Annotated in this window: 22 protein-coding genes and 2 pseudogenes; 14 read left to right on the forward strand and 10 right to left on the reverse strand. The window is 71.4% G+C overall.

Features of this window, described 5'->3' with window-relative positions:
• Positions 1 to 10: 10 nt before the first annotated feature.
• Positions 11 to 130 (reverse strand): annotated as a pseudogene (locus B072_RS49905) (universal stress protein); the annotation flags it as partial.
• 176 nt (positions 131 to 306) lie between these two features.
• On the opposite strand from B072_RS49905, the gene B072_RS0104670 reads away from it, so the two are divergent.
• Both B072_RS0104670 and B072_RS0104675 read left to right on the forward strand, forming a co-directional pair.
• Positions 307 to 1,209 (forward strand): universal stress protein, encoded by a 903-nt coding sequence (locus B072_RS0104670; RefSeq protein ID WP_018528771.1) that lies wholly within the window; start codon positions 307 to 309, stop codon positions 1,207 to 1,209.
• Positions 1,210 to 1,416: 207 nt separating this feature from the next.
• Positions 1,417 to 2,313 (forward strand): universal stress protein, encoded by an 897-nt coding sequence (locus B072_RS0104675; protein ID WP_026245452.1) that lies wholly within the window; start codon positions 1,417 to 1,419, stop codon positions 2,311 to 2,313.
• 678 nt (positions 2,314 to 2,991) lie between these two features.
• On the opposite strand, the gene ppdK is transcribed toward B072_RS0104675, so the two are convergent.
• Positions 2,992 to 5,676 (reverse strand): pyruvate, phosphate dikinase, encoded by a 2,685-nt coding sequence (gene ppdK, locus B072_RS0104680; RefSeq protein WP_018528773.1) that lies wholly within the window; start codon positions 5,674 to 5,676, stop codon positions 2,992 to 2,994.
• A gap of 281 nt (positions 5,677 to 5,957) precedes the next feature.
• Here ppdK and B072_RS0104685 point away from each other — a divergent pair, with 281 nt between their 5' ends.
• From B072_RS0104685 to B072_RS0104710, 5 genes are all read left to right on the forward strand, one after another.
• Positions 5,958 to 6,218 (forward strand): hypothetical protein, encoded by a 261-nt coding sequence (locus B072_RS0104685; protein ID WP_158689146.1) that lies wholly within the window; start codon positions 5,958 to 5,960, stop codon positions 6,216 to 6,218.
• A 131-nt stretch (positions 6,219 to 6,349) separates the two neighbouring features.
• The gene (locus B072_RS0104690) at positions 6,350 to 7,159 is read left to right on the forward strand and encodes an HAD family hydrolase (RefSeq protein WP_018528775.1); all 810 of its coding nucleotides are present in this window, start codon (positions 6,350 to 6,352) and stop codon (positions 7,157 to 7,159) included.
• Positions 7,156 to 9,525: a glycoside hydrolase family 65 protein gene (locus B072_RS0104695; RefSeq protein WP_018528776.1), complete on the forward strand. Its 2,370-nt coding sequence runs from the start codon at positions 7,156 to 7,158 to the stop codon at positions 9,523 to 9,525. The genes B072_RS0104690 and B072_RS0104695 overlap by 4 nt, the downstream gene beginning before the upstream one ends.
• Before the next feature lie 250 nt (positions 9,526 to 9,775).
• Entirely contained in the window at positions 9,776 to 10,048 is a 273-nt protein-coding gene (locus tag B072_RS0104705) for a hypothetical protein (RefSeq protein ID WP_158689147.1), read from the forward strand.
• A gap of 153 nt (positions 10,049 to 10,201) precedes the next feature.
• A complete protein-coding gene (locus B072_RS0104710; protein ID WP_018528779.1) occupies positions 10,202 to 10,804 on the forward strand; it encodes a hypothetical protein in 603 nt (200 codons plus the stop codon).
• Between the two features lie 91 nt (positions 10,805 to 10,895).
• Here B072_RS0104710 and B072_RS0104715 read toward each other — a convergent pair whose 3' ends face one another.
• Together B072_RS0104715 and B072_RS48015 are read right to left on the reverse strand one after the other, a co-directional pair.
• A complete protein-coding gene (locus tag B072_RS0104715; RefSeq protein ID WP_026245453.1) occupies positions 10,896 to 12,419 on the reverse strand; it encodes a chitinase in 1,524 nt (507 codons plus the stop codon).
• Positions 12,420 to 12,826: 407 nt separating this feature from the next.
• Positions 12,827 to 12,967: a hypothetical protein gene (locus B072_RS48015; RefSeq protein WP_018528781.1), complete on the reverse strand. Its 141-nt coding sequence runs from the start codon at positions 12,965 to 12,967 to the stop codon at positions 12,827 to 12,829.
• 276 nt (positions 12,968 to 13,243) lie between these two features.
• Between B072_RS48015 and B072_RS0104725 the strand changes: the two genes are divergently transcribed.
• From B072_RS0104725 to B072_RS0104745, 4 genes are all read left to right on the forward strand, one after another.
• Positions 13,244 to 14,953 (forward strand): MFS transporter, encoded by a 1,710-nt coding sequence (locus B072_RS0104725; RefSeq protein ID WP_018528782.1) that lies wholly within the window; start codon positions 13,244 to 13,246, stop codon positions 14,951 to 14,953.
• Positions 14,950 to 16,404 carry an amidase gene (locus B072_RS0104730; RefSeq protein WP_018528783.1) on the forward strand — a complete coding sequence of 485 codons (1,455 nt, stop codon included), beginning with the start codon at positions 14,950 to 14,952 and terminating at the stop codon, positions 16,402 to 16,404. Before B072_RS0104725 ends, B072_RS0104730 begins: the two co-directional genes overlap by 4 nt.
• A gap of 225 nt (positions 16,405 to 16,629) precedes the next feature.
• Positions 16,630 to 17,055, forward strand: coding sequence for a pyridoxamine 5'-phosphate oxidase family protein (locus tag B072_RS0104735; protein WP_018528784.1), 426 nt, complete (start codon positions 16,630 to 16,632; stop codon positions 17,053 to 17,055).
• 483 nt (positions 17,056 to 17,538) lie between these two features.
• Positions 17,539 to 19,443 (forward strand): alkyl/aryl-sulfatase, encoded by a 1,905-nt coding sequence (locus B072_RS0104745; RefSeq protein ID WP_018528786.1) that lies wholly within the window; start codon positions 17,539 to 17,541, stop codon positions 19,441 to 19,443.
• Between the two features lie 63 nt (positions 19,444 to 19,506).
• Here B072_RS0104745 and B072_RS0104750 read toward each other — a convergent pair whose 3' ends face one another.
• A complete protein-coding gene (locus B072_RS0104750; protein WP_158689148.1) occupies positions 19,507 to 20,082 on the reverse strand; it encodes a helix-turn-helix transcriptional regulator in 576 nt (191 codons plus the stop codon).
• Between B072_RS0104750 and B072_RS48590 the strand changes: the two genes are divergently transcribed.
• Complete coding sequence (locus B072_RS48590) at positions 20,050 to 20,445, forward strand: hypothetical protein (RefSeq protein ID WP_199791018.1); 396 nt, start codon at positions 20,050 to 20,052, stop codon at positions 20,443 to 20,445. The two genes, B072_RS0104750 and B072_RS48590, sit on opposite strands and share 33 nt — an antisense overlap.
• Here B072_RS48590 and B072_RS47635 read toward each other — a convergent pair.
• From B072_RS47635 to B072_RS0104775, 5 genes and pseudogenes are all read right to left on the reverse strand, one after another.
• Positions 20,441 to 20,587: pseudogene (locus tag B072_RS47635) on the reverse strand (IS5/IS1182 family transposase); the annotation flags it as partial. The gene B072_RS48590 and the pseudogene B072_RS47635 overlap by 5 nt on opposite strands.
• A 639-nt stretch (positions 20,588 to 21,226) precedes the next feature.
• Positions 21,227 to 21,619: a Zn-ribbon domain-containing OB-fold protein gene (locus tag B072_RS42400; protein ID WP_018528789.1), complete on the reverse strand. Its 393-nt coding sequence runs from the start codon at positions 21,617 to 21,619 to the stop codon at positions 21,227 to 21,229.
• A gap of 65 nt (positions 21,620 to 21,684) precedes the next feature.
• The gene (locus B072_RS0104765) at positions 21,685 to 22,110 is read right to left on the reverse strand and encodes a MaoC/PaaZ C-terminal domain-containing protein (RefSeq protein ID WP_026245454.1); all 426 of its coding nucleotides are present in this window, start codon (positions 22,108 to 22,110) and stop codon (positions 21,685 to 21,687) included.
• On the reverse strand, positions 22,107 to 22,553 hold the full coding sequence (locus B072_RS0104770) for an FAS1-like dehydratase domain-containing protein (protein ID WP_018528791.1): 447 nt from the start codon (positions 22,551 to 22,553) through the stop codon (positions 22,107 to 22,109). The genes B072_RS0104765 and B072_RS0104770 overlap by 4 nt, the downstream gene beginning before the upstream one ends.
• A gap of 1 nt (position 22,554) precedes the next feature.
• Entirely contained in the window at positions 22,555 to 23,490 is a 936-nt protein-coding gene (locus B072_RS0104775) for an SDR family oxidoreductase (RefSeq protein ID WP_018528792.1), read from the reverse strand.
• Between the two features lie 158 nt (positions 23,491 to 23,648).
• On the opposite strand from B072_RS0104775, the gene B072_RS0104780 reads away from it, so the two are divergent.
• Together B072_RS0104780 and B072_RS0104785 are read left to right on the forward strand one after the other, a co-directional pair.
• Positions 23,649 to 24,569, forward strand: a complete 921-nt coding sequence (locus tag B072_RS0104780; RefSeq protein ID WP_018528793.1) for a LysR family transcriptional regulator — start codon at positions 23,649 to 23,651, stop codon at positions 24,567 to 24,569.
• A 21-nt stretch (positions 24,570 to 24,590) separates the two neighbouring features.
• On the forward strand, positions 24,591 to 26,063 hold the full coding sequence (locus B072_RS0104785; protein ID WP_018528794.1) for an OB-fold domain-containing protein: 1,473 nt from the start codon (positions 24,591 to 24,593) through the stop codon (positions 26,061 to 26,063).
• Position 26,064: the final 1 nt, after the last annotated feature.

Here is a 26,064-nt window from a genome sequence, read left to right on the forward strand (position 1 = left end):
GGCCTCCCTTGGGGGACACGTGGACCGACTGGAGGGGCAGCCCGCGCAGACGGGCCTCGCGCGCCGCCCACCTGGCCGCGGCCGCGCTCCGCGCCGAACCATCGACTCCGACAACCACCGCGTGGAGCATGTCGGTTCACCTTTCGTGGAGGTCGCCTCGCCTGCTTCCAGAGTCCTCGGGAGACATCCCTGCGAGCAGGGGCCGGACGGACCGGTGCAGGGGACCGGCGGCCCCTCCTCGGCCACCGCGAGGAGCGGAACGATGAGGGTGGACGCGGAGGAAGACCTCGTGGAAGGTGCTGCATCATGCTGCGACCCGTCGTCGTTGGAGTCGACGAATCTCCTGAGAGTCTCGCCGCCGCGGAGTGGGCGGCCCGGGAGGCGCTTCTGCGCGACCTGCCGCTGCGGCTCGTGCACGCCTGGAACTGGAGTCCGCATCCCGCGTCCGATGTGCCCGTCGGTGTCACGGCGGCCGGCGCCGCGCAGCGCGTGCGGGCCCGTACGACGCTGGACAAGGCGGAGGCCCGCGTACGCGCCGCCTGTCCGACGGTGCGGCTGACGGCCGACCCGCTGGAGGGCCCCGCCTCGGCCGCGTTGATCCGGGTCGCCGGCCAGGCCGAGATGCTCGTCCTCGGCTCGCGCGGACTGAGCGCGGTCACGGGTGCCGTCGTGGGGTCCGTGGCGCAGAGTGTGTCGGCCGCCGCGCCCGTACCCGTCGTGCTCGTGCGTATCAGGGTGCCCGATTCCTGGGACGGGATGTCAACGCCGGGCGCGCCGCGTCCCGACGTCGTGCTGGGCCTCGATCTCGCTGATCCGTGCGACGAGGTTCTGGAGTTCGCCTTCGCCGCGGCCGCGTTGCGGGGTGCGCGCCTGCACGTCGTGTCCGCTTGGCGGAGCCCGGCCTTCTACTCGGTGGGTCCCGGAGAGGTGGGACTCGTCGAAGGGCCGCGGCGGGAGACGGAGTGGCAAGGCTTCCAAGAGGCAGTGCTGCAATCGTGGCGTGACAAGTTTCCCGGCGTCGAGGTGACAGGAACGGTTGTCGAAGGGCGGGCCGTCACACCGCTGCTCGCCAGGGCCGAAGGGGCGGGCCTCGTCGTGGTCGGACGCCATGCGCGGGAGGGCCACCGACTGGGCCACCACAACGGCCCGGTCACCCACGCGGTCATCCACCACGCCCGCTGCCCCGTCGCGATCGTCCCGCACCCCTGACAGCGCCGATGGCCCCATCCGCGTACCGCGACATGAGAAGGGTCCGCGATGAGCACCGTCACCACCGAACCAGGCAGGTGGTTCCCCACCACCGCCGTTCCTGATCCCGGTCACCCGGCTCGAAGCCGACCGGGCGGCGCTCGGCCCCATCGGGGCGGGTGACAGCCGATGAGGCAGGAACCACCGCACAACGAGGAGGTGACGGACATGATCAAGCCGATAGTCGTCGGTGCAGACGGTTCACGCGAGAGTGCCGCCGCGGCCGACTGGGCCGCGAGGGAAGCGTTGCGTCGCGGTCTGCCGCTGCGCCTGGTCCACGCCTGGGAAGGCCTTCCGTCGCAGGGCACCGAAGCGACGCTGCCCGAGTTGGCGGCCCCGCAGTACTGGGCCCGCCGCGTTCTGCGCACCATGAGCGAACAACTCCACGCGCGCTACCCGAAGTTGTACGTGTCCACGGAGCAACTCAGGCTGCCACCCGGCCAGGCGCTCCTGGCCGAGGCCGAGTCGGCGGAACTGCTCGTACTCGGCAATCAGGGGCTGGGCAGCGTCAGCGGGCTGTTCATGGGTTCGGTCGCCACGGCTACCGCGGCTCACACGGCGCGCCCGCTGGTGCTCGTACGCGCCGGATACACCGGCGACAGCGAGCGCCTGCCGGACCCGTCCGGCGAGTCTCCCGCTCATGGTCCGTACCGGGACGTCGCGCTCGCTGTCGACCTGCGGGAGTCGTGCGACGAGGTGCTCGAATTCGCCTTCCGTGCGGCGGAGTTCCGAGGCGCACCACTACGTGTCGTCCACGCATGGCACGTTTCATTGCGCCGGGGCGTCGTCGGCCCCGATGAGCGTGCCGCCGTCAAGAAGCGTGCCGAGCACGAGCTCGCCGTGCTCCTGGCGCCGTGGAGGGACAAGTTCCCGAAGGTGCCCGCGCGCGAACGCGTCGTGGAGGGTCACCCGACCCACCACGTGGTCAAGGCGGCGGGCGGCGCCGGGCTGCTGGTGGTCGGCCGCCGGGCGCGGCGGGCTGCGATCGGCGCCCACGCCGGACCCGTGACACACGCGGTGATCCATCACGTGGACTGCCCCGTGGCGGTGGTTCCGCACGACTGAGCCGCCGCCGGGCCGGTGCGGCTTGGCCCGCGACCTGAAGGAGGCCAGGTCCGGCGCCGGTGCAGCATCGTGCGCACTTCTCTGAACGGGAGCCGGACGACGAGGCGTCACGTCGGTTCGGTGACTGGGGTGCCCGACATCCGACAGCACCGGTGCGATGGTCGATCGAGGCCGTACCGGCACGGCATGATCGGGCAGTTCGACCGTGACGCGGGGCGCGGTCGATGCGCGACGACCGGTGAGCCGGCCGTCGGGTCACCGATGGGCAGGGGGCTCCACCCGCTCGCGGTCACCTCGTCGATGTTGTCGATCTCGAAAGCGGCTTCGGTTCCCGCCGCTTCGGCCGCCGGCGCTCCCGCGCGGTTCGGAAGGTGATGGCGCGGTCTTCGAGCGTGTAGTCGACCGGCGACACGGGGCTCCGCTCGGTGCGCATCCCAGCCGAACACGTCGTCGCCACCTTTCGGCAGATCACTGGCGGGAACGTTCTGCGGGCAATGGCCGTTGCCGGGCAGACGGGGCCATGTCCGTCGGGGGGAGGGTCATTTCGACCTCGCGGCCGGAGGAAGCGTGTTCCAGTCGTACGAGGACGGAAACCCTCTTCACCTCGCCGGGTGACCTGCGACAGCACCGGCCGGGCGATCGCGGTGTCGACCCGGTCGAGGACCTACGCGATCGTGCTCACCGGGTGTCGCTCTCCCCGGCGCTGTCGAGGGTGGCCCGGCCGCCCTCCAGCCGGGCCACCGGGACCCGGAACGGCGAGCAGGACACGTAGTCCAGGCCGGCCGCGTGGAAGAAGTGCACCGATTCCGGGTCGCCGCCGTGCTCGCCACAGACTCCGATCTTCAGCCCGGGGTGCGCAGCACGGCCCTCCTCGACGGCGATACGCACCAGTCGGCCGACGCCGTCCTGGTCGATGGTCTCGAACGGGGAGACCTTGAAGACGCCCTTGTCGAGGTAGGCGGAGAAGAACGCCGCCTCGACGTCGTCCCGGGAGAAACCCCACGTGGTCTGCGTCAGATCGTTCGTGCCGAAAGAGAAGAAGTCGGCCTCCTCGGCGATCCGGCCCGCGGTCAGGGCCGCGCGGGGCAGCTCGATCATCGTGCCGACCGGGCAGACGACCGGCACGCCGGAGGCCTCGGACACCTCGGCGAGTACGTGGTCCACCTCGTCGCGGACCAGACGTAGTTCCTCGACGGTGTCGATGAGCGGCACCATGATCTCGGCCCTCGGATCGCCGCCGGCCCGCGTCCGGGCCACGACGGCCTCCGCGACGGCCCGCACCTGCATGGCGACCAGGCCCGGGGCCACCAGACCGAGGCGGACGCCGCGCAGCCCGAGCATCGGGTTCTCCTCGTGCATCCGGTTGACGGCGTCGAGCAGCTCGGCGTCGTGCGGGTCGGCCCGGTCGCCGCGGGCCTCGGCGGCGGCGACGCGCACGGCGAGTTCGGTGCGGTCGGGCAGGAACTCGTGCAGCGGCGGGTCGAGGAGCCGGATGGTGACGGGCAGCCCGTCCATCGCCGTGAGGATGTCGATGAAGTCCTGCCGCTGCAGGGGGAGCAGCGCTTTCAGGGCCCGCCCGCGGTCGGCGTCGGTGCGAGCCAGGATCATGGCCTCGACCAGGCGGCGGCGGTCCCCGAGGAACATGTGCTCGGTGCGGCACAGGCCGATGCCCTCGGCACCGAACCGCCGGGCGCGGGCTGCGTCCTCGGGGGTGTCGGCGTTGGCCCGCACCCCGAGACGCCGTACGGAGTCGGCCCGTCGCATGAGGCGGTCCACGGCGTCGACGACGCCCTCGTCATGCTCACCGGTCTCGAAGTACCGCATCACGGCCGAGTCGACGAGCGGCACCGCCCCGAGGCGGACCGTGCCGTCGGAACCGTCCACGGACAGGAGCGTGCCCTCCTCGACGGCGGTGTCACCGACCGTGAACCGGCGTGCCCGGACATCGACCTGGAGTTCCTCGGCACCGCAGACGCACACCCTGCCCATCCCGCGGGCGACGACGGCCGCATGACTGGTCCGGCCGCCACGGCTGGTGAGGACGGCCTGCGCGGCCACCATGCCGGGCAGGTCGTCGGGGGTCGTCTCCTCGCGGACGAGAACGACCCGCTCACCCCCCGCCGCACGGCGGACGGCCTCGGCGGAGTCGAAGACGACGATGCCCACTGCGGCCCCCGGCGATGCGGGCAGGCCGCGCGCGAGTTCCGGCCGCGCGCCGGAGGTGTCGAAGCGGGGGAACATCAAGCGCGCGAGGCCGTCTCCGCTGGTCCGGGCGAGCGCCTCGTCGGTGCTGATGAGGTGTTCGTCCACCAGCTCCGCCGCGATGGTGAACGCCGCCTCGGCCGTGCGCTTGCCCACCCGGGTCTGCAGCATCCACAGGGTGCCGCGCTCGACGGTGAACTCGATGTCGCACAGGTCCCGGTAATGGACCTCCAACGTCCGCATGTGATCGCGCAGTTGGGCGAACGCGGCGGGGGCGAGCCGCTCCAGTTCGGCCAGCGGGACGGTGTTGCGGATGCCGGCGACGACGTCCTCGCCCTGGGCGTCCGGCAGGTAGTCGCCGTACAGTCCGGGCCGACCGGTCGCCGGGTCCCGGGTGAAGGCGACGCCGCTTCCGGAGTCGTGTCCGAGGTTTCCGAAGACCATGGCCTGCACGTTGACGGCTGTGCCCAGGTCGTCGGGGATGTGCTCACGGCGCCGGTAGAGCCGGGCGCGCTCGCCGTTCCAGGACGCGAAGACGGCGCGTATCGCGCGGCGCAGCTGCTCGGCGGGCGACTGCGGGAAGCTTTCACCGGTCGTCCGCTGAATCAAGTCCTTGTAAACGAGGACGAGTTCCGATAGATCGGCGGCGTCGAGACGAAGGTCGTCCGTGACGCCGCGGGACTTCTTGAGAACGGCCATCGCCTGCTCGAACCGGGCTCCGTCGACGCCCATCACCGTGCTGCCGAACATCTGTACAAGTCGGCGGTAGGAGTCCCAGGCGAACCGCTCGTTCCCCGAGGTCTTGGCGAGGCCGAGCACGGAGTCGTCGGTGAGGCCGATGTCGAGGATCGTCTCCATCATTCCTGGCATGGAGAAGCGGGCCCCCGACCTGACGGACAGCAGCAGCGGGTCGTCCGGTTGACCCAGTCGGCGTCCGACGGCCTCCTCCAGGGCGGTGAGATGCCCGGAGATCTCGTCGGCCGGCTCGTCGGGCTCCGTGCCCGTCCCCAGATAGGTCCGGCAGGCTTCGGTCGTGACGGTGAAACCGGGCGGCACCGGCAGGCCGAGACGTGTCATCTCGGCCAGGTTGGCGCCCTTGCCGCCGAGCAGAGCGGCCATGTCCCGGCTGCCCTCGGTGAACGCGTACACGTAGCGGGTCATGGCGGAGTCGCTCCTCGGGTCGGTCCGGAAGCCCTCGGCTGGTATCGAAGGCCGCGGACCCAGCGTCGGACGGGCGCCCGCACCAGGGGCAGACCCTCACGGTCCCCGGCTGCTGGGCCACTCGACCCTCCTGGGCGGAGGCCGTCCTGATGAGGGCCCAGCGGAACCCCGACAAGGGACCACTGGACCCGCGCGCGCCACACGCCTGCGACGGAACCTGAGGACAGGTGTCCCGCACGGCGCCGTCAGCCGCGCCGGCCCCGCACGAGGAGGCCACGGTCATGACCGGTACGACGACGTCCCGCACGGTGAGTTCATCGCCCTCCGGGCGGCGGGAGCGGCTCATGGGCTCGGTCTGTGCGGTGAACCCGGAAACGGGGGCCCGCGTGGCCGACGAGAGCGGCAAGCCGCAGGGCATCGTCAGCCGCTCGGACCTCATCAAGGTCTTCCTGCTGTCCGTGATGAGGGGATTGCCGATGAGGTACGCCGTGACACCGTCTCGTACCTGTTCCCGGGCGACCGGCGCCGTCAACGGCGCCTGAGCGCCGGGCTGTTGTTTCCGTGCGAGCCGCCGCGCTTTCCGGCCGGACCGGGCGGGGCACGCGTTGCCGCACCACGCACGCGCAGTACCGCGGCGGCCGTGCCGACCGTCGCCCGACCGCGAAGGGAAGCCATGACCGACCCCTCCGGAACCGACCGCGTCCGCCCCACCGATCCCCTCACCGCCGCCCGGCCGCCGCGGGAGGAGCTGGCCCCGGCGTTACGGGACGTCAGAGCTGTCGTGTTCGACAACGACGGAGTGATCACCGACTCGGCCCGTGTGCATGCCGCCGCCTGGAAGACCGCCTTCGACGCCTTCCTGCGTGACCACCCGCCCGCCGCACCGCGCGACCGGCGTCCCTTCGACACCCGTGACGACTACCTGCGTCACGTCGACGGGAAGTCCCGGCTCGACGGCGCCGCGGCCTTCCTCGCTTCCCGCGGCATCGACCCGACGGACGAGCGGATACGATCCGTCGCCGCCGACAAGGAGCGGCTGTTCGTCGCGCGGCTGCGCGAGCACGGCATCGAGGCGTACCCCGGGACCGTACGGCTGCTGCGCGCCCTGCGCGATGCCGGGATACCCACGGCCGCCGCTTCCGCTTCCCGGCACGCCCCCGAACTGCTGGCCAGGGCCGGAGTGCGTGATCTGTTCGACGCCTTGGTCGACGGTGGCGAGGCGGCGCGGCTCGGTCTGCCCGGGAAGCCGAAGCCGGACCTGTTCCTGGAGGCGGCACGGCGCCTGGACGTTCCCGCTCGGCGCACCGCCGTCGTCGAGGACGCCCTGGCCGGCGTGGAGGCGGGCCGCAGCGGCGGATTCGTCCCGGTCATCGGTGTCGATCGCGCGGCAGGCCCCGGCACACGGGAGCGGCTGCTGCGGTACGGCGCCGACATCGTCGTCGGCGACCTGGGCGAACTGCTCACCCGAGGAGTACGACCGTGACGGCCGAGACCTGGGACTACGAAGGATACGACCCCGAGCGGGAGAGGCTCAGGGAATCCCTGTGCACGCTCGGCAACGGCTACTTCGCCACGCGCGGGGCGCTGCCCGAGTGCGTGGCGGACGACACCCACTACCCGGGCACGTACGTGGCGGGCTGCTACAACCGGCTGACCTCCGAAGTGGCCGGGCGTCAGGTGGAGAACGAGGACATGGTCAACCTGCCGAACTGGCTCCCGGTGCGCTTCCGTAGGCCCGGACGGCAGTGGATCGCTCCGGACGCGGATCCGGTGCTCGACCACCGCCTCACCCTGCACCTGTCGTCGGGCCTGCTGGAGCGCCGGACCCGGTACGACCTCGGGCGGGGGCAGGTGTTGTCGGTGCGGCAGCAGCGGATCGTGCACCTCGCGGATCCTCATCTGGCCGCACTGCGCACCGAGTTCACGGCAGAGGGCTTCTCCGGCGACCTGGAGGTCGAGGCCGCCCTCGACGGCGGCGTCGTCAACGCCGGCGTGCCCCGCTACCGGGACCTGGACGGCCGCCACCTGACCCATGTGCACACCGGAACCCCCGCCCCGGACACCGTCTGGCTGCGCTGCCGCACCCGGACCTCCGACATCCGCGTGGGCATGGCGGCCCGGCTCACCGCCGACGCACCCGTCACGGCCGAACCCACAGCCGTGCGGGCCGTCCACCGCGTACAACTGCACCTCACCGAGGGGTGCCCCGCGACGGTCGACAAGACGATCGCCCTGCACACCTCACGCGACCCGGCGATCAGTGACCCCCTGGCCGCCGCGATCGACCGGGTCGTCACCGCCCCCGGCTTCGACGCACTCCTGGACAGCCACCTCACCGCCTGGGACCAGCTGTGGCGCCGCGCAGAGCTCGACGTGCAGGGAGAGGCGGGCGGCATCCTGCGCCTGCACCTCTTCCACGTGCTGCAGACCCTCTCGCCGCACACCGCCGACCTCGATGTGGGGGTGCCGGCGCGCGGCCTGCACGGTGAGGCGTACCGGGGGCACGTTTTCTGGGACGAGCTGTTCGTCCTGCCGTATCTGAACCTGCACTTCCCCGAGGTGTCCCGCGCCCTGCTCCGCTACCGCCACCGGCGCCTGGAACGGGCCTGCGCCGCGGCGCGGGCCACGGGCCGCAGGGGCGCGATGTACCCCTGGCAGAGTGGGAGCGACGGACGGGAGGAGACCCAGCAGCTCCACCTCAACCCGCGTTCGGGGCGCTGGCTGCCCGACCACTCGCATCTTCAGCACCATGTCGGCTCGGCGATCGCGTACAACGTGTGGCAGTACTGCGAGGCAAGCGGCGACACCGAGTTCCTGCACACCAAAGGCGCCGAGATGCTCCTGCAGATCGCCCGGTTCTGGGCGGACTCGGCCGTATGGGACGAGCACCTCGCCAGGCACCGCATCAAAGGCGTCGTCGGCCCCGACGAGTACCACGAGACCTACCCCGACGCGGCGGCCCCCGGGCTCGACGACAACGCCTACACCAACGTCACCGCGACCTGGGTACTCACCCGGGCCCTGGAACTCCTCGACACCTTGCCCGAACCCCGCCGCCGCGAACTCGTCGAGCGCACCGGACTCGACACGGGCGAGCTCGAACAGTGGCAGGACGTGTCCCGCACCCTCCATGTCCCCTTCCACGACGGCGTCATCAGCCAGTTCGAGGGCTACGGTGACCTCGCCGAACTCGACTGGGACGGCTACCGGCGCCGGTACGGCGACATCCGCCGCCTCGACCGGATCCTGGAGGCGGAGGACGACACCGTCAACCGCTACCAGGCGTCCAAGCAGGCCGACGTCCTGATGCTCGGCTACCTCTTCGCCCCGTCCGAACTGCACGGAATCTTCCGCCGGTTGGGGTACCGCCTCGATGAGCACACCTGGCGGCGCACTGTGGACCACTACCTATGCCGTACCAGCCACGGCTCCACCCTGAGCGGCCTGGTCCACGGCTGGGTCCTGGCCAGGGCCCGGCGCGCCGAGGCGTGGAAGTTCTGCCAGGAGGCGCTCCAGGGAGACATCGCCGATCTGCAGGGCGGAACCACCGGCGAGGGAATCCACCTGGGCGCCATGGCCGGCACCCTCGACCTCGTCCAGCGTGGGCTGACCGGCCTGGAGACCCGTGAGGGAGCCCTGTGGCTCGACCCCGTACCCCTGCCGGAACTGTCCTCCTACGGATTCACCCTCCGCTACCAGGGTCACTGGGGCGTACGACTGCGCCTGGAGAAGGAGCAGTTGGAGATCGCCGTACCGGCGTCCGACCGGTCCTCCATCGACGTACGACTGCCCGACCGTGCGGTCCGTGTGCGGCCGGGAGAGACCTGCGGGCTCGTGCTCCCGAACTAGATCACCCACGCATCGGTTCCGGCCGGGTCACTCGGCGCGAGACAGGGACCGAGCGGCCCATCTTCCCGGACGGTGCCCGCGCAGACCCTGGAGTCAGCATCCGGCACAGGAGGTGGACTCCATGTCCCGTACCGTCACCGATGTCGTCGACGCTGAGCGGGGGCGGCGGCCGTAGCCCGTCCATGTCACCGACCTCTACCGCAGGGCCGTCACCGACCTCGGGCGCCGCATTCCCGACAGCCTGGACATCATGCGCGCAGGCTCGACCGACATGGGGAACGTCTCCCACGTGGTCGCCACCATCCACCCGTCCAGCGGCTACGACCGCGGTGACACGATCATGCACAACCCCGAGTTCACCCGGTACGGCACCAGCGCCGGCGCCGACCGTGCCGTGCTCGACGGCGGCCTGGCCATGGCGTGGACGGCCATCGCCCCGGCCACGACCGAAGACCACCGCGCCTCCCTGCCGGCCCGGCTCGCCGACCGCCGGAACACCCCGCGCGCGACGCCCGCCGCATAGCCGCTCCCGGTGCACGAGCGCGGGCTCATCGCGGCCTCCGGACGGCCCTCGGCGGCCGCCCGAGCCTGAACTCCCGCCGTGCGACGTGCAGAAGCCGCCGGGCCGCCGGCCGCCATAAACTGGCCGGCGTTGCCCGATGAACGAAGGACGACAGTGAATTCGCCCCTTGCCCGGCCGGACCTCGGCACATCCACGCGCGGTGTCGCGCGCGCCGTCACGGACGTCCTGCAGCCCCGCAACGTCCTCGTGGCCGGCATGCTCGGGATCGGCGCCGTCGCGGGCGGCCTCGCCGGGCTGGCCTGGGGACTTCTCGGTGCGCTCTGCGCGGGACTGGTGCCCGCCGCCTACATCGAGTTCGAACGGAAACGGGGAACATGGGGCGACCGCCACGTGGTGGACCGAACGAAGCGGGCGCCCATCTTCCTCGTCATTCTGGCGTCCGTCGGCACCGGCGCACTCCTGATGACACTGGGGCACGCCCCCTCGGACGTCATCAGGGCCATGGTCGCGCTGTGGGTGATGACCGTCGCCCTGCTGAGCATCAACACCGTCTGGAAGATCTCCGTCGACTCGGCGGTCGCCTCGGCCGTGGTCGCGCTGCTCGCCGTCGTGCACAGTCCCTGGTGGCTGGTGGGGTACGCCGGGACCGTGGTGGTGTGCTGGTCACGCGTGGCGCTGCGGTACCACACGGTGTCGCAGACCGTGGCGGGCGCGACCGTGGGGGCGCTGACCACGGCCGCGTGGCTCGGGGTGTGACCTGCTCCCGTCGCCGGACCGGCGACGGGAGCAGGATCCCGGGGACCGTCGGCCCCCGGGCGGACCCGGCCCGATCGGGCCGGCCGAGGGCTCAGCAGGCGCCGAGGTCCTGCCAGACGCCCCACTCCCCGGTGGTGCCGGGCTCCTCACCCGTCGTCCACCACTTGGCCTTCCAGGTGTGGCCCTTGTACGACACCTGCTGGCCACCCGTGTAGACCGTGCCCGAGGCCCACGGGGCCGCCGTGCACTGGTTGCCGCTGCCGCCGGTGATCGTCAGCGTGTACGTCGCCGAGGGCGCCGCGGACGCACTCGCGCCGGTGACCACGAGGGTGTACGTGCCGTTGACGGCCGCCGCGGTCGTGGCGACGGTCAGCGTCGAGGTCGCTCCGGCCGTCACCGACGTGGGGCTGAGGGAGGCGGTGACGCCGGCGGGCGCGCCGCTGACGGTGAGCTTCACGGTCTCGGCGCTGCCCGCGGTCACCGAGGTCTGTACTGTCGCGCTCGTGGAGGCGCCGGCCTTGACCGTCCCCGATGCCGGGCTCGCCGTCAGCGAGAAGTCGTTGCTCGGTGCGGTGGTGCCGCTGGTGAAGGGCGCGAAGACGTGGGAGAAGTCCCAGGTGTTCTGCTCGATGCCGGAGCAGGTGTCTCCGGCGGCGCCGCCGGGGCAACTGCCGTTGTCGCGCTGGAGCGCCCAGAAGGAGATCATGTTGATCCCCTTGCTGTTCGCCCAGTCGTAGACGTCCTTGGCGTCGGCGAGCGTGAACGTCTCGGCCGGGCCGAAGTCGTCGACGCCGGGCATCTCGGTGACGCCGATCATGGCCCAGAGCTGGGCCGCGCTCTTGGTGGGGTAGAGCTTGGCGAGCTGGTTGTACAACCCCTGGGCGGCGGTCTTCGTGTCCTGCGCCATGTTGTGGGACGCGTTGTCGTAGTAGTCGAACGTCATGAGGTTGACGACGTCCACGCGCGCGCCGTTGGCCACGGCGTTCTTGAGCACGGCGAGTCCGCCGGCGGCCGGGCCGCCGGTCGTCGTCGGCAGGGTGTACGAGATCTCCAGCTTGCGGCCGTTGGCGGCGGCCCAGTCCTGGACCTTCTTGATCGCCTTGTTCCGCCGGTCGATGCCGGCGGTGTTGTCCAGGGAGTCGACCTCGATGTCCATGTCGAGCCGGGGGATGTCGTAGGTCGAGACGACCTTCTCGTAGACGGCGGCGATCTGGTCGACGTCCGTACAACTGTCGGCGATCTCGGTTCCGGTGGTGTCCGCCGTGTATCCGCCGAACGACGGGATGACATCCCCGCCGCGCCCCTGGATCGTCTTGATGTCGGCGCCGAAGGACGACGCGGCGACGGGGAGCGAGGTGTCGCCGTTCCAGTAGGCGGTGCAGGAGCCCTTCGCCGCCGTCTGGAGGAACGCCATCGTCAGGTGCTTGGCCCCGGACCGGGCGCTGAGATCGGCGGGGCTCTCACCTGTCCACGACTCGAAGTACGGGGCGAAGACATGGGCGGGGAGCGGGGTCGCGGCCTGGGCGGGGGAGCCCGCGACGGCGGTGAGGCCCAGAGCGGCCACTGCGGTGGCCACCGCAGTGAGAGTGGCACGGAGGGAGCGCATACGTCTCATGGCCATCCAAGAGGTGAGGCGGCGTCAACTCAGCTGTGACGCGCGGGAGATGCATACGGAATAGCCTGGCAGTCAGGGGCATGTCAATGGTCTGTACCAAGTGAGGACTAGACCAACTTGAAAGGCTCTCCAAGCCCCGACCCGTGACGCATGGCACCGCGTGCCGTGGGGGTGCTGGTCAGACGGGCGTCCCGGTGGCCGCGGCCGTTCGACCCGGGTGGGGCGGGTCGTCGAACCATCTGGCGCTTGCTCCTCCGGAAAGAAGCCGAGCGGAATGCCCGATGTTGTGGCCCACCCGCGCCTTGTCGGTCATGGCCGGGGACCCGTTCGATGCCGGACCGGCCGACGACTGGCGGTTCGCGGTACGGCCCCGCGTCAACCTCGGCGGCCCCGGCCGGCCGGTCGGCTCAGTTTCCGGACGGTTCAGGGGAGGCGATGGTGAGGTCGCCCGGGTCGACGCCGCCTTCCGTGGTGTCGTCGTCGGCGAAGACGAAAGCCTCGACGGGTACGCCCCGTTCGGCGCTCAAGGCCCGGACGAGTTCCCGCACGACGACCGTCTTTCAGGACCACACGCGGACCCGGGCCGCCCGCGCCCGGCAGCGCGCCCGGCCCGGCACAAGTCCCGCGGAGGCGGGCCCGACGTCTCCGAGGCGCCCGGCCGCCGAACGCTCGACACGACGCCGGTCGCCCGCATGCCGAGGCCGTCCCGGCGATACCGGTGATCACAAACTTCGGTCCGACCCCTTCCCCGTACCGACCAGTCGGTACTAGCTTCGCGGCGGCGAGCACGCATGGAGGCGTGCTGGTGATCAGTCAAGGGAGGCATGGTGTCGATCTCGCCGCCGACGAACGAGCCGCGTACCGCGGGGCCGACCGCGCGAGCGCTGGGCCGCCTGGGGCAACGGCGGCTCGACCGCTACCCGGAACGTGGCGCCCGCTACTGGTACTTGGGCGTCGTCGTCCTCGTCACGATCGTTCTCTACTACCAGCTGTACGTGCAGTACGCCGTGTCGACCGCCATCATCGGCGAGTACCACATGACGTTCCTGTACTTCGTCTACATCTCGGTGGCGGCCAACGCGGTCGGCGCGTTCGCGTCGCTGCTCGCCGGTCTCGCGGACCGCTGGGGTCGCGCCAGCATCGTGGTCTACGGCCTCCTGGTGGTCGGTCTGTTGACCACCTTCGTGCTTCCCCAGGCACCCGGCCGGACCAGCTATCTCCTCGCCTACTGCGCCGTGGCCCTGGTCGAAGGCATGATCCTGGTGGCCACCCCGGCCCTCATCCGCGACTTCTCGCCACAGCTCGGCCGCGCCTCCGCGATGGGCTACTGGACGATGGGGCCGATCATCGGCAGCCTCGTCGTCACGGGCGTCACCTCGCGCACCTACGGCGGCGGCACCTCCTGGGAGGACGAGATCCGCTTCGCCGGCATCAGCGGCCTCGCCGTCTTCGTGATCGCCCTGTTCGGGCTGCGCGAGCTCGCCCCGGCGATCCGCGACCAGATCATGGTCAGCGTCCGCGACCGCGCACTGATCGAGGCCCGGGCCAAGGGCCTGGACACGGAAGCCGCCCTGCACGGACAGTGGCGCCAGATGATGCGCCTCGACGTGATCGGCTCGGCCGTCGCCATCAGCCTCTACCTCCTCCTCTACTACGCGGCCGTGGGCAATTTCGTCCTCTACTTCGCCACCACGTTCGGCTACTCGGCGCAGCGCGCCAATGCGCTGCTGAACTGGTACTGGGGCGCCAACGCGATCGCCCTCGTCGCCGCCGGACTGCTCTCCGACCGGCTGCGCGTGCGCAAGCCGTTCATGCTCGTAGGAGCGCTGGGCTCGATCGGTTTCACCCTCGCGTTCACACTCCACGCCACACAGCCGCACACCGGCTACTACACGTTCGCGTTCATCGTCGCCGGGATCGGTGTGACCAGCGGCGTCGCCTACTCGCCGTGGATGGCCGGCTTCACCGAGACCGTCGAGCGCCACAACCCCGCCGCCACCGCCACCGGCCTCGCGATCTGGGGGTGGATCGTCCGGATCACGGTGGCCCTGTCGGCCGCCTGCGTGCCGCTCGTGGTGCACTCCGCGACCCCGCTCATCGAGCACGGCACCGAGGTCAAGCAGGCCTCCGTACAGGCCGCCCCCGCACTGGCCGTCACCCGGGCCCACCCGAGGATCTTCGCCGAGCTCGACGCCTACGCGCCGGGCAAGGTGCCGCCCGCGCTGCTGGCCCGCGCCCAGAAGGAGGTGGGCGCCGAGGACCTGCGGACCGTGCGGAAGGCGGCACCGCAGCTGAAGATCCTGCGCGAGCACGGCGCCGAGGTCGCCCGGGCGAGCGAGGAGACGCCGGGCCAGTGGCAGACCTGGTGGTGGGTCTGCCTGGCCGGGCAGGTGGCCTTCCTGCCGTTCGTCTTCGTGATGACGGGCCGCTGGCGACCTCGCGACGCGCGCCGCGACCTCGAGGAACACGAAGAGGCTGTGGCCCGTCAGGTGTCCGGGATACAGCAGAGCACCGAGGAGAACAGGACAGCATGAGCACCCCCTCCGAACTGCACGCGCTCACCGCGCTCGAGCAGGCCGCCGCCGTGCGCGACGGCGAGGTCGCACCGGACGAACTCGTACGACACAGCCTCGCCCGCGTCGAGAAGTACGACGACCGCTTCGGCGCCTTCATCACCCGCACCCCCGAGGCCGCACTCGCCGCCGCCGACGCGCTGCGAGCGGTCCACCCGCCGACCGGGAACCGTTCACCGCTCTTCGGCGTACCGACGGCGGTGAAGGACCTCGTCGACACCGCCGGCGTGCCCACCACGTACGGGTCCAGGGCCTTCGCGGACCACGTGCCGACGGCCGACGCGCACAGCGTGACCAGGCTGCGCGAGGCCGGCCTGATCAGCCTCGGCAAGACCAACACCCCCGAGTTCGGCTGCTGTTGCTACACCGACAACGACATCGCGGGCCCCGCCCGCAACCCGTGGGACCCGGCCCTGTCCGCCGGGGGTTCCAGCGGCGGAGCCGCGGTCGCCGTCGCGCTCGGCCTCGTACCCGTCGCACACGCCAGCGACGGCGGCGGATCCATCAGGATCCCGGCGAGCCTCTGCGGCCTCTTCGGCATCAAACCCTCACGAGGGCGCGTCAGTTCGGGCCCCGCCGGAGCCGAGGTCACCGGCCTGTCGGTACAGGGGCCGCTGGCGCGGTCGGTGCGGGACGCGGCGGCCTACCTCGACGTACTGGCCGGGCCCGAACCCGGCGACCCGCACTGGGCGGCGCCGCTTCCGGAGGGCGAGACCTTCCTCGCCCACGCGGACCGCGACCCCGGCAGGCTGCGGATCGGGCGGTACGCGACTCCTGCCGCCGCGGATCTCGCGGTGGCCCCGGAGTGCCTCGCCGCTTGGGAACACGCCTCCCGCCTCCTGGAGAGCCTCGGTCACGCCGTCGAGGACATCCCCAACCCATTCGGCCCCGAGATCGGCGACCACTTCATCGACGCATGGGGAGTCCAGTCGCTCGGTCACTCGCTGGACGGCGACCGGGAAGCCCTGCTCAGGCCGGTGACGCGGGCCTGGCGGGCGTACGGGCGTGGCGTCACCGGGGAGAGGTTCGCCGCTGCCCTGAGCGGAATGCACCGGGCGACGCGGCGCGCGATCCAGGCGACCCGGGCGTACGACGTCGTCCTCACGCCCACCCTGGCGACCCTGCCCCAGCCGGTCGAACACTTCGACGAGTCCGGCGATCCCCTGGTCAATCTCGACCGCCAGCGGACGTTCAGCACGTTCACGAGCCCGTACAACATGACCGGCCAGCCCGCGGTGAACATCCCCCTGTACTGGACGGCCGACCACGGCATCCCCGTGGGCGTCAGCCTGATCGGTCGCCCTGCCGACGAAGCCACACTCATTTCCCTCAGCGCCCAGTTGGAGGAGGCGTGTGCCTGGCGGGATCGTTACACGGCGCTGCTGTCGCAGGACGCACGACAGACCGACTGACCGTCCCCGGGTCGGCACTGCAGCTGTCGAACTGCTCGGATGCCGTCGCAGCTCGCCGTGTGCAGGATGTCTGAGGCGGACCGGTCTCGAAGCCGCGCACGCACAGCGGCGTCCGGACTTCGGCGACGGCGGAACAGAACCGGCGCCCGGAGCCTTGTGCGGGGTGCTGGACCGGACCGCCTGACGATGTGACCCAGTGGCATCCCTCTCCGAAGGAGCAGTTCCATGGCTCTCACCCGCGAAGAGCGCGAGCAATTCCTCGCGGAGCCGCACATCGCGGCCCTGGCCGTCGACGCAGGCGAGGGGAGGGCGCCGCTGACCGTGCCGATCTGGTACCAGTACGCGCCGGGCGGCGACATCTGGATCCACACCGGCAAGGGCTCACGCAAGCATGAACTCATCGCGAAGGCCGACCGGTTCACGCTCATGGTGGACCGTCTCGAGCCGACCGTCCGTTACGTGTCCGTCGAGGGCCCGGTGATCTCCACGGTCCCCGCCACCCGCGCGCATCTGACCGAGATGGCCTCGCGCTATCTGCCGCCCGAGAAGGTCGACGGCTACGTCGAGTTCGCCGAGGCGAACCACGGCGAAGCAGTCGTCATCACGATGCGCCCGGAGCACTGGGTCTCCTCCGACCTCGGCAACGTCTGACCGGCCACGGCCGTCGCGTCCGGATCTCTGCGTCGCCGGGGCCCGAGGACGCCCCGCCATCGGCTGTCCGCGGGATTTCGGGACTCTTCGCGGCGGGCGTGGCGGACGACCAGGTAGCCGAACCCGGCGCCGGCCCACGATCATCGACCTGTGGCGCGCGGTCCGCATCGACCTCGACTCGATGGTCACGTGCCATGTCCCGCTCACGGACATCAACGAGGCGATCCGTCAGATGCACACCGGCGAGGCCCTGCGCACCGTCATCGACATCGCCGAGTGACGACTCCGGCAGGGACCGGAGCGGCGAGCCGTGTGGTCGGACGCGACCGCACCGGCCTCGCCGGCCGACGCCCGACGTTCACCCGAACGGACCACCCGCCTCGCGGCCCGCAGGGCCCGCGAGGAGCGTGGCGGAGAGTCGAGCAAGCCCACGACCTCCGGATCCCGGACGGGACACGGCAGCTGCGGGCAGGAGGGGTCGTCATGGCCTACACACCCAAGGGCGCGACGCCCGCCACCGCCGACGCGAACCGTGCGGCGGTCGCCCGGTACGACATGGACGACCGGCAGGACTTCCACGACAACGACCGCGGGTTCATCGCCCCGTTCCCCGACAAGCTGTACGGCGCCGACGGCCGCGTCATCTTCGACGCGAGCCGGTTCGACTACATCGACGACGACGCCCCGGCGCCGGACACCGTCAACCCGAGCCTGTGGCGCCAGTCCCAACTGATCCGCAAAGGCGGGCTGTACAAGGTCGTCGACGGCATCTACCAGGTCCGCAACAACGACATCGCCAACCTCACCGTGGTCGAGGGCGACACCGGTCTCGTCGTCGTCGACTGCATGGCCTCCGTCGAGGCCGCCACGCAGAGCATGGCTATGATCCGCGAGCACGTCAGCGACAAGCCCGTCGCCGCGGTCATCTACACGCACACTCACATCGACCACTACGGCGGCGTCAAGGGCGTGGTCAGCGCCGAGGACGTGGCGTCGGGCAAGGTGCCGATCATCGCGCCGGGCACGATCGCCTCCTTCGACAAGCACGCCATCGGCGAGAACGTGATCGCGGGCAACGCGATGTCCCGCCGCGCCTCGTACGCCTTCAACAGCCTGCTCGACTACTCCGCCACCGGGTGTGTGACCTGCGGCATCGGCATCACGACCGTGCCGGGCGTCACGGTCTCCTACATCTCGCCCACGGACCCGATCACCGAGACAGGCAGCAAACGCGACCTGGGCGGTCTCGAGTTCGAGTTCCTCTACGCCCCGGACACCGAGGCGCCGGAGGAGATGCACATCTGGATCCCGCAGCTGGCCGCGCTGACCTGCGCCGAGAACGCCAACCACTCGCTGCACAACATCCAGACGCTGCGCGGTGCCCGGACCCGTGACGCCCGCAACTTCGCCCGCTACCTCGACGAGACGCTGGAGCGGTGGGGCGACGAGGTCCAGGTGCACTACGGCCCGCACACCTGGCCGGTGTGGGAGAACGGCGAGGTCACCTCGTTCCTGGCGTCGCAGCGCGACACGTACAAGTACATCCACGACCAGGCCCTGCGCCTCGCCAACAAGGGATACACGCCCCTGGAGGCGGCCGAAGTCATCGAGTTGCCGCAGGAGTTGGGCCGCAAGTGGTTCAACCGCGGCTACCACGGCACGCTCCACCACGACGTCCGTGCGGTGTTCACCAAGGAACTCGGCATGTGGGACGGCGACCCCGTCTCCCTCCACCCGCACCCGCCGACCGAGTCGGCCCGGCGCTTCGTCGACCTGATCGGCGCGGACCAGGTCATGGCCGAGGGCCGGCGGGCCTTCGACGCGGGCGACTACCGCTGGGCGGCCCAGATCCTGCACACCCTCGTCTTCGCTCAGCCGGACCACCAGGCGGCGCGCGATCTCCAGGCCGATGCCTACGAGCAGATGGGCTACCAGGCGGAGGGGCCGCAGTGGCGCGGCATCTTCCTCACCGCGGCCAAGGAACTGCGCGAGGGCGTCCAGCCCGCCACGTTCGCCACCGCGAGTCCGGACACCGTCCTCGCCATGCCCGTCGACATCCTCTTCGACTACGCCGCCGTCCACCTGATCGGCGACAAGGCGGCGACCGCCGACCTCCGGATCGACTTCTGCTTCACGGACATGGACGAGACATGGTCGATGTGGGTCGCGCGCGGGGTCCTCAACGCGCGTCGCGGCGCCGCCCCGGACACGCAGCTCACCGTCACGGGCCCCAAGGCGGCTCTGGTGGGTGTTCTGCTGAACCCGTCGAGCGCGGCCCCGCTCGCCACGTCCGGAAAGCTCCGTCTCGACGGCGACGACACCGTTCTTCTGACGCTGGGCGGGCTCCTCGACGCGTTCGACCCCGACTTCGACATCGTGACGCCCTGACCGAGCGGTCGGCTGCCTGCGGGCAGCAGGAAACCAGGCGGCGGTTCCCACCCCGGACGCGGATCAGGCCGGACGGACGGAACCCGGATCGTCCGGACTGTCCGACGGCGGGGCCGAGGTGTCGGAAAGCTCGAGGAAGGCCGCGAGTTCGGTGCGGTTGCGGACCCCCGTCTTGCGGTAGACCCGGCTGAGCATGGCCTCGACGGTCTTGCGCGAGACGAAGATCCGCTGGGCGGCCTCCTCGTTGGTGCACCCTGCCCGTACCAGATCGGCCAGTCGGCGCTCGCGTGCGGTCAGCCCGTCCTTCGCCGCGGAGGGCAGCGCGGCCGCGCCGGGGGTCACCGTGCCGGCGAGTGCGCCCAGGTGGTCCTCGACCAAGGTGATCCAAGGACGGGCCTGGGCCTCCGTGAACAGGGCCAGGGCGTGCGCCCACGCGAGTCGTGCGGCCGAGGCGCGGCGCCGGCGGCGTTCGACGCGCCCGCGGGCCAGGTGGGTTCGCCCCTCCTCGACGGGCCTGTGCAGGGCCGCGAAGGTCTCCGCCGCGGCTTCGAGAAGTCGCGCCGCTCCGTCGCTGTCGCCCTCCTGATACAGGCACAGGCCGCGGGCATGTGGTTCGACGCCGGTGACGGCAACCTGCACGCCTCCGCCCTCACCGGCGCCGGCCGCCGGGCGATCGAGGCGACCGGCGCCGTCGCGCACGCGGCCCGCCATACGAGTGCCCGACTCGACGAGGTCACGCGCGCGATCGGCAGGTGGGGCAAGGGGCTGCCCGGTCTGCTGTCCTGGGGCCCCGATGTCCGTACCAACCGCGTGCGCCTGGTCGTCGACCCGGCCCGTACGGACGCGCGCACCACGGCCCTGCGAGGGCGTCTGGCCGAACTGGGCGCCTTCACCCTCGGACGCGGCAGCCGCCCACGAACGGGCCGCCCGAGGACACATCCAGGGCAAGATCGTGCTCACGGTCGCTTGACCGACCGGTCATCCGGCCGGGGTCATGAGTGACCGCTCGGATGATCGCGGCCGGCACCTCGCGATCGCATCGCCGACGATGCCCTCCACCCTGCGGGCGAACCGGTGCCTGCGGCGCCACCCGCTGGAACAACGTCCACAGGCCTTCCGGCGCCACCCGCTCAACCCGGCTCAGGTCGCCCAGATGCGGCTTGAAAAGTGCCACTTGCCCGAGACCGGCTGGGAGCTGCTCAACCTGGCGGGCGGTGTTGTCTCGGTAGGTGGGCAGTGGACGGACGACGGCCCTGTGCATGAAGTGCACTCGCGCAAGCGTTGCGCGGCCACCGCTACCCGGCCTGTGCCCATCCCGCCGCAGTTCGTGCGCCTGCTCCGTGCCCACATTGAGCGCTTCGAAGCAGCTCAGGATGGCCGGCTGTTGCGGGATCAGGCCAACCGCCTCATCGGTGCCTGACGAGCGGAAGTCCAGGTCAGGCGCCTTCTTCCGTTCGCCTGGAAGAACCCGAGCTTCTGGGCCGAGTGCGACACCAGAAGGTCGACCGCTGTCTCCCAAAGATCCAGGACGCGGGAGCGCGCTTGATTCCGGCCGGCGTGCAGCCCGGTCTGCGGGCCCTCCTCGAACGCGCGGAGCTCGCCGAGCGACTCGGCCCTGGGGGAGGGGTGCCCGCGGACTGGTGGTCCTTGGGCCGGTGGAGGCAGCGGTGCGCGTATCCGTCGGCGGGAGGCCACCCGCGCCGAGCCCGGGTGATGTCTGAAGAGCGACATGCGTGACAGCGGTCGGCAGTCAGGGAGGGGTGTGACTGCCGACCGCTGTCGGTCATGCGTGGCCCGCGCCGTCGTCGGCCGGTGCCGGATACGGGCTGAAGACCGGGACCGCGCCGTCCGTGCAGTACTCGAACCGGACGCGCGCGCCCGGCCACGGAGGCGACGCCCCCACTGCCAGGCGACCGGTCACCCGGAAGCCCTCGTCGAGCACGATGACGGGAACCAGCAGGGGGAGTTTGCCCTTGCGCGGGCGGCGCAGGTAGTCGTGGACACGTCCCATGCCCTGGCTGCACTCCCAGGTCAGTTCTTCGCCCGCGCAGTTCGGGCAGAGGCTGCGCCCGCCGAACACGGTGCTGGCGCACCATGCGCAGCGCTGGAAGCGCAGTGCGAACGGGCCGAAAGCGTCGGCGTCACCGGGCTCGGGCAGAACGCCCAGGGGATACATGGGTGCTCCAACTCGTTCTGTCGTAAGGCTGCTTGACGGTGTGAAGACCGGTCACGACGGCGCGGTCAGGCGCTCGGCAGCAGGAACTCGGCCCGACCGCTGATCGCCACGCCACCGGCGTCCCGGGTGCAGGTCAGGTCGATCTCGACCGTGATGCCGTCGGCGCCCGGCCGTACCGCGGTCACCGCACCCGTCACGGTGAGGGTGTCGCCCGGCCACACCTGCTCCTTGAAGCGGGTGGTGAGGCGGCGCACGGTCTCGGCGCCGAGCCAGTCCGTGGCGAACGTGCCCACCAGTGCGGCCTGGAACATCCCGATGGAGAAGACACCGGGGAAGCCCGCGGCCTTCGCCGCCTCGTCGTCGTGGTGCAGGGGGTTGAAGTCCCCGGAGGCGCCCGCGTACCGGACGATGTCGGTGACCGTGAGCGGGCCGAAGGAGCGCTCGGCCTTGCCGCCCACCCGCACGGCAGGGGATGCCTGTGGTGTCGTCATCGGTCGTTCTCCTTGGGCGCGTGCGCGGTCTCGACTGCCGTCGACCGCTGTTCGGCGACGAGCGTGCCGTGTTCGTCGCGGAACTCCATGACCACGGTCACGAAGGTGAGGCGGCCGCCGCGGCGGCCCTCCTTCTCGTAGCGGTCGGTGATCCGTGAGGTCGCCGTGAGGGTCTGGCCGGCGCGCGGTGGTGGGCCGTGGAAGACGTACTCCTGCTCGGCGTGGAGCGTGCGCCGCGGGTCGAGGCCGTGGCGTGCCTGTGCCTTGGACTCGGCGGACTGCCAGAAGAAGCCGGCGGTGGTGAGGAACGTCGGCGGGATCACCGGGTCGGCCGCCCGGTACGCCGGGTTCGCGGAGAGCGTCGCCGTGGCGAACTCCCGGATCTTGCCGCGCTCGACCGGGACCTCGAAGGGCACCGGGGCGGATGCGTCGTCGCGAGCCATGTCAGTTGTCCTTGTGGTGGCTGGACTGCTTGACGTGCTCGCCGGGGATCGTGTTGTCCGGCGAGGCGGGCATGTGGGCCGTGGCCGACGCCAACTCCTCGACGGTCCAGCGCTGTTCGCTCTTGACCTCGTCGACCATCGTCCAGCCCTGGTACAGGCCGACCTGGCCGCCCGAGACGCGGAAGGCGTGCCCCGAGAAGCGGCAGTCGGCGGAGGCCAGCATGGCGACGAGGGGGGAGATGTTGCCGGGGTGCCAGGTGTCGAACGCGGCGTTCTGGGTCGACGTCATGACCTCGCCGAAGCCCGGCGTGGCGACGGTGAGGCGGGTGCGCGCCACCGGGGCGATGCAGTTGGAGCGCACGTGGTAGCGCTGCAGCTCCTTCGCCGCGATCTGGGTGAGGGCGGCGATGCCGGCCTTGGCGGACGCGTAGTTGACCTGCCCGGGGTTGCCGTGCAGGCCGGAACCCGACGAGGTGTTGATGAGCGAACGGTCCGTCTCCACCCCGGACTTGGCCTGCGCGCGCCAGTAGGCGGCGGCGTGCCGGGCGACCGCGAAGGTGCCCTTGAGGTGGACGTCGATGACCGTGTCGAACTCCTCCTCCGACATGTTCACCAGCACCCGGTCGCGCAGGATGCCCGCGTTGTTCACGACCACGTGCAGGTCCCCGAAGGTCTCCACCGCCGTGTCGATCAGGCGGGCGGCGCCCGCCCAGTCCGAGACGCTGTCGGTGTTGGCGACGGCCTCGCCGCCGAGCGCCTTGATCTCGTCCACGACGGCCTGCGCGGCACTGATGTCGGCGCCTGCTCCGTCGGGAGCGCCGCCGAGATCGTTGACGACGATCTTGGCGCCCTCGGCGGCGAACAGCAGCGCGTGCTCGCGGCCCAGGCCGCGACCGCCACCGGTGATGACCGCTACGCGCCCGTCCAGAGTTCCCATGTCTCGATCTCCTGGTCTGTGAGAACGATCTGTAAATCGCTCGTCTTGATCATGGATGGCGAACGAAGCTCCGCGCAGCCCGCTCATCAGCGAAAGTAGAGCAAGATGTGACCAGAAGTAAATGACGAAGTTGCTTGTCGCGGTGATAAGAAGAATCTATGGACCGTCGCCACTTCCAGTACTTCCTCGCCGTCGTTGAGGCCGGCAGCATCTCCGCGGCCGCCCGTAAGCTGCGCATCAGCCAGCCCGCGGTGTCCCAGTCGGTGAAGGAGCTTGAGCGCGAGATGGGCTCCCCGCTGTTCCAGCGCGGGCACCGCCTGAGCCTCACGCACGCGGGCCGCGCCCTGGTGGGTCCGGCACGCCGCACCCTGCGCTCCTTCGAGGTGGCGCGGGCCGCCGTCCAGGAGGTCGACCACCTCGCCACCGGCCGCGTCGATCTGGCGGTGGTCGCCGCCTACGCCGTCGACCCGGTCCTGCCGCTGGTCCGCCGCTTCCACGCCCGCTACCCCGGAGTGCGCATCGCGATCCACGAGGGACCCGCCGGGGAGGACGGATTCGGGGCGCTGCGCCGCGCCGAGGCGGAGCTTCTCGTCACCGATCACCCCGCCCCGTACGCCAAGCACGAGGCGGTGCCGCTGGCCCTGCAGTCGATGCAGGCCGTGTTCCCGCCCGGTACCGGGAACCTCCCCGAAGGGCCGGTGACCTTGCGGACGGTCGTGACGCACGACTACGTGCAGGGGCTTCCGGAACGGTCGGCGATGCGCGTATGGTTCGCGGCGGCGCTGGCAGCCGAGCAGTTGCCCCCGCCCCCCGTCGTCGTGGAAACCGCGCACCGCGACGCCATCATCCCGCTTGTTCTGGCGGGAGCCGGAGCCACGCTGCTCCCCGCTCCCGCGGCACGGACCGCGCAGCGCCTGGGCGCCGAGGTCCGGCCGCTCGCCTTCCCCTTCACCCGGTCCTGCTTCCTGTACCACCGCCGTGGGCCCCTGTCGCCCGCCGCGCTGGCTCTCGTCTCGCTTGCCGCCGACACCGCCGCGGCCGACGTACGAGCGACGCACGAGGATGCGGACCGGGCATGACCCGCATCGTTGAGGAGCGTCATGACCGCGATACCGGACGTCGGTGTCACCGGCTACGGGATCCACCTCCCGCTGTGGCGGCTGGACCGCGCGCAGATCCGCAAGGCCCTCGGCTCGGGCGGCGGCAAGGGTACCCGCGCCGTCGCCTCGTACGACGAGGACAGCACCTCCATGGGTGTCGAGGCCGCCCGCCGGGCCCTCGCCGGGGCCCTCGACCCCCAGAGCCTCGTCTTCGCCACGGCCACCCCCGCGTACACGGACAAGACGAACGCGACCACCGTGCACGCGGCGCTCGGCCTCGAACGCGGCGTGTCCGCCTACGACTTCACGGGCGCCGCCCGCTCCGGGGCGGGCGCGTTGTCCGCCGCCGCCGACTCCGCCGCCGCGGGTCGGCCGGCCCTCGCCGTGCTCTCCGACATCCGTACGGGGCTGCCCGGCTCGGCCGAGGAACGCGACGGCGGTGACGCCGCCGCGGCCGTCCTCTTCGGCACCGGCGACGCCGTCCTCGCGCGCCTCGCCGGACGGGGCAGCGCGTCCGCCGAGTTCCTGGAGCGCTGGCGGCCGCAGGGCGAGCCCTCCAGCCGTCTGTGGGAGGAGCGGTTCGCCGAGGGCATCTACAAGGAGCTCGCCGACGAGGCCGTCGACGCGGCGCTGAAGGACGCCGGGCTCGACCGGTCCGCCATCGACCGCGTCGCCGTCGCCGGACTGCACCGCCGCGCCGTCAAGTCCGTCACCCGCACCCTGGGTAAGGAGGCGACCGTCGTCGACGATCTGGCGGCCGTCATCGGCGCCACCGGTACCGCACAGCCCGGCGTCCTCCTCGCCTCCGCCCTCGACGAGGCCGGACCCGACGAGACCGTGCTGCTGCTCGTCCTCGGCGACGGCGCCGACGCGTTCGTCTTCCGCACGACGGCCGCCCTCGCCGCCTGGCGGGAGCGGCGACCGCACGCCCCGGTCGCCGAACAGGCCGCCGAGGGTGCGCAGGTGACGTACCAGACTTTCCTCACCTGGCGCGGCTTCCTGCGCCGCGAGCCCCCGCGCCGCCCCGACCCGGACCGCCCCGCCGGACCGCCCTCCGCCCGCAACGCCCACTGGAAGTACGGTCTGACCGGCTCCCGCTGCGAGGAGTGCGGCACCCGCCATCTGCCCGCGATCCGCGTCTGCCGGCAGTGCCACTCCGTGGATCGGATGACGCGCGAGCGGGTCGCCGACCTCACCGCGACGGTCGCCACCTTCCAGGCCGACCTGCTCGCGTTCTCGCTCAATCCGCCGCTGACGGCGGCCGTCCTCGACTTCGACGGCGGCGGGCGCGCCGTCCTGGAGGTCACCGACGCTGACGTCGCGCAGCTCGCGATCGGAGACCGCCTGGAGATGACCTTCCGCCGCCTCTACACGACCGGCGAAGGCGTCCACAACTACTTCTGGAAGGCCCGCCCGGCCCGAGCGGCCGACGCCGCGCACCAGGCGAAGTCCCCTACGGCAGAGGAGAACTGAC

The sequence above is a fragment of the Streptomyces sp. HmicA12 genome (assembly GCF_000373565.1).
Lineage (GTDB): Bacteria > Actinomycetota > Actinomycetes > Streptomycetales > Streptomycetaceae > Streptomyces.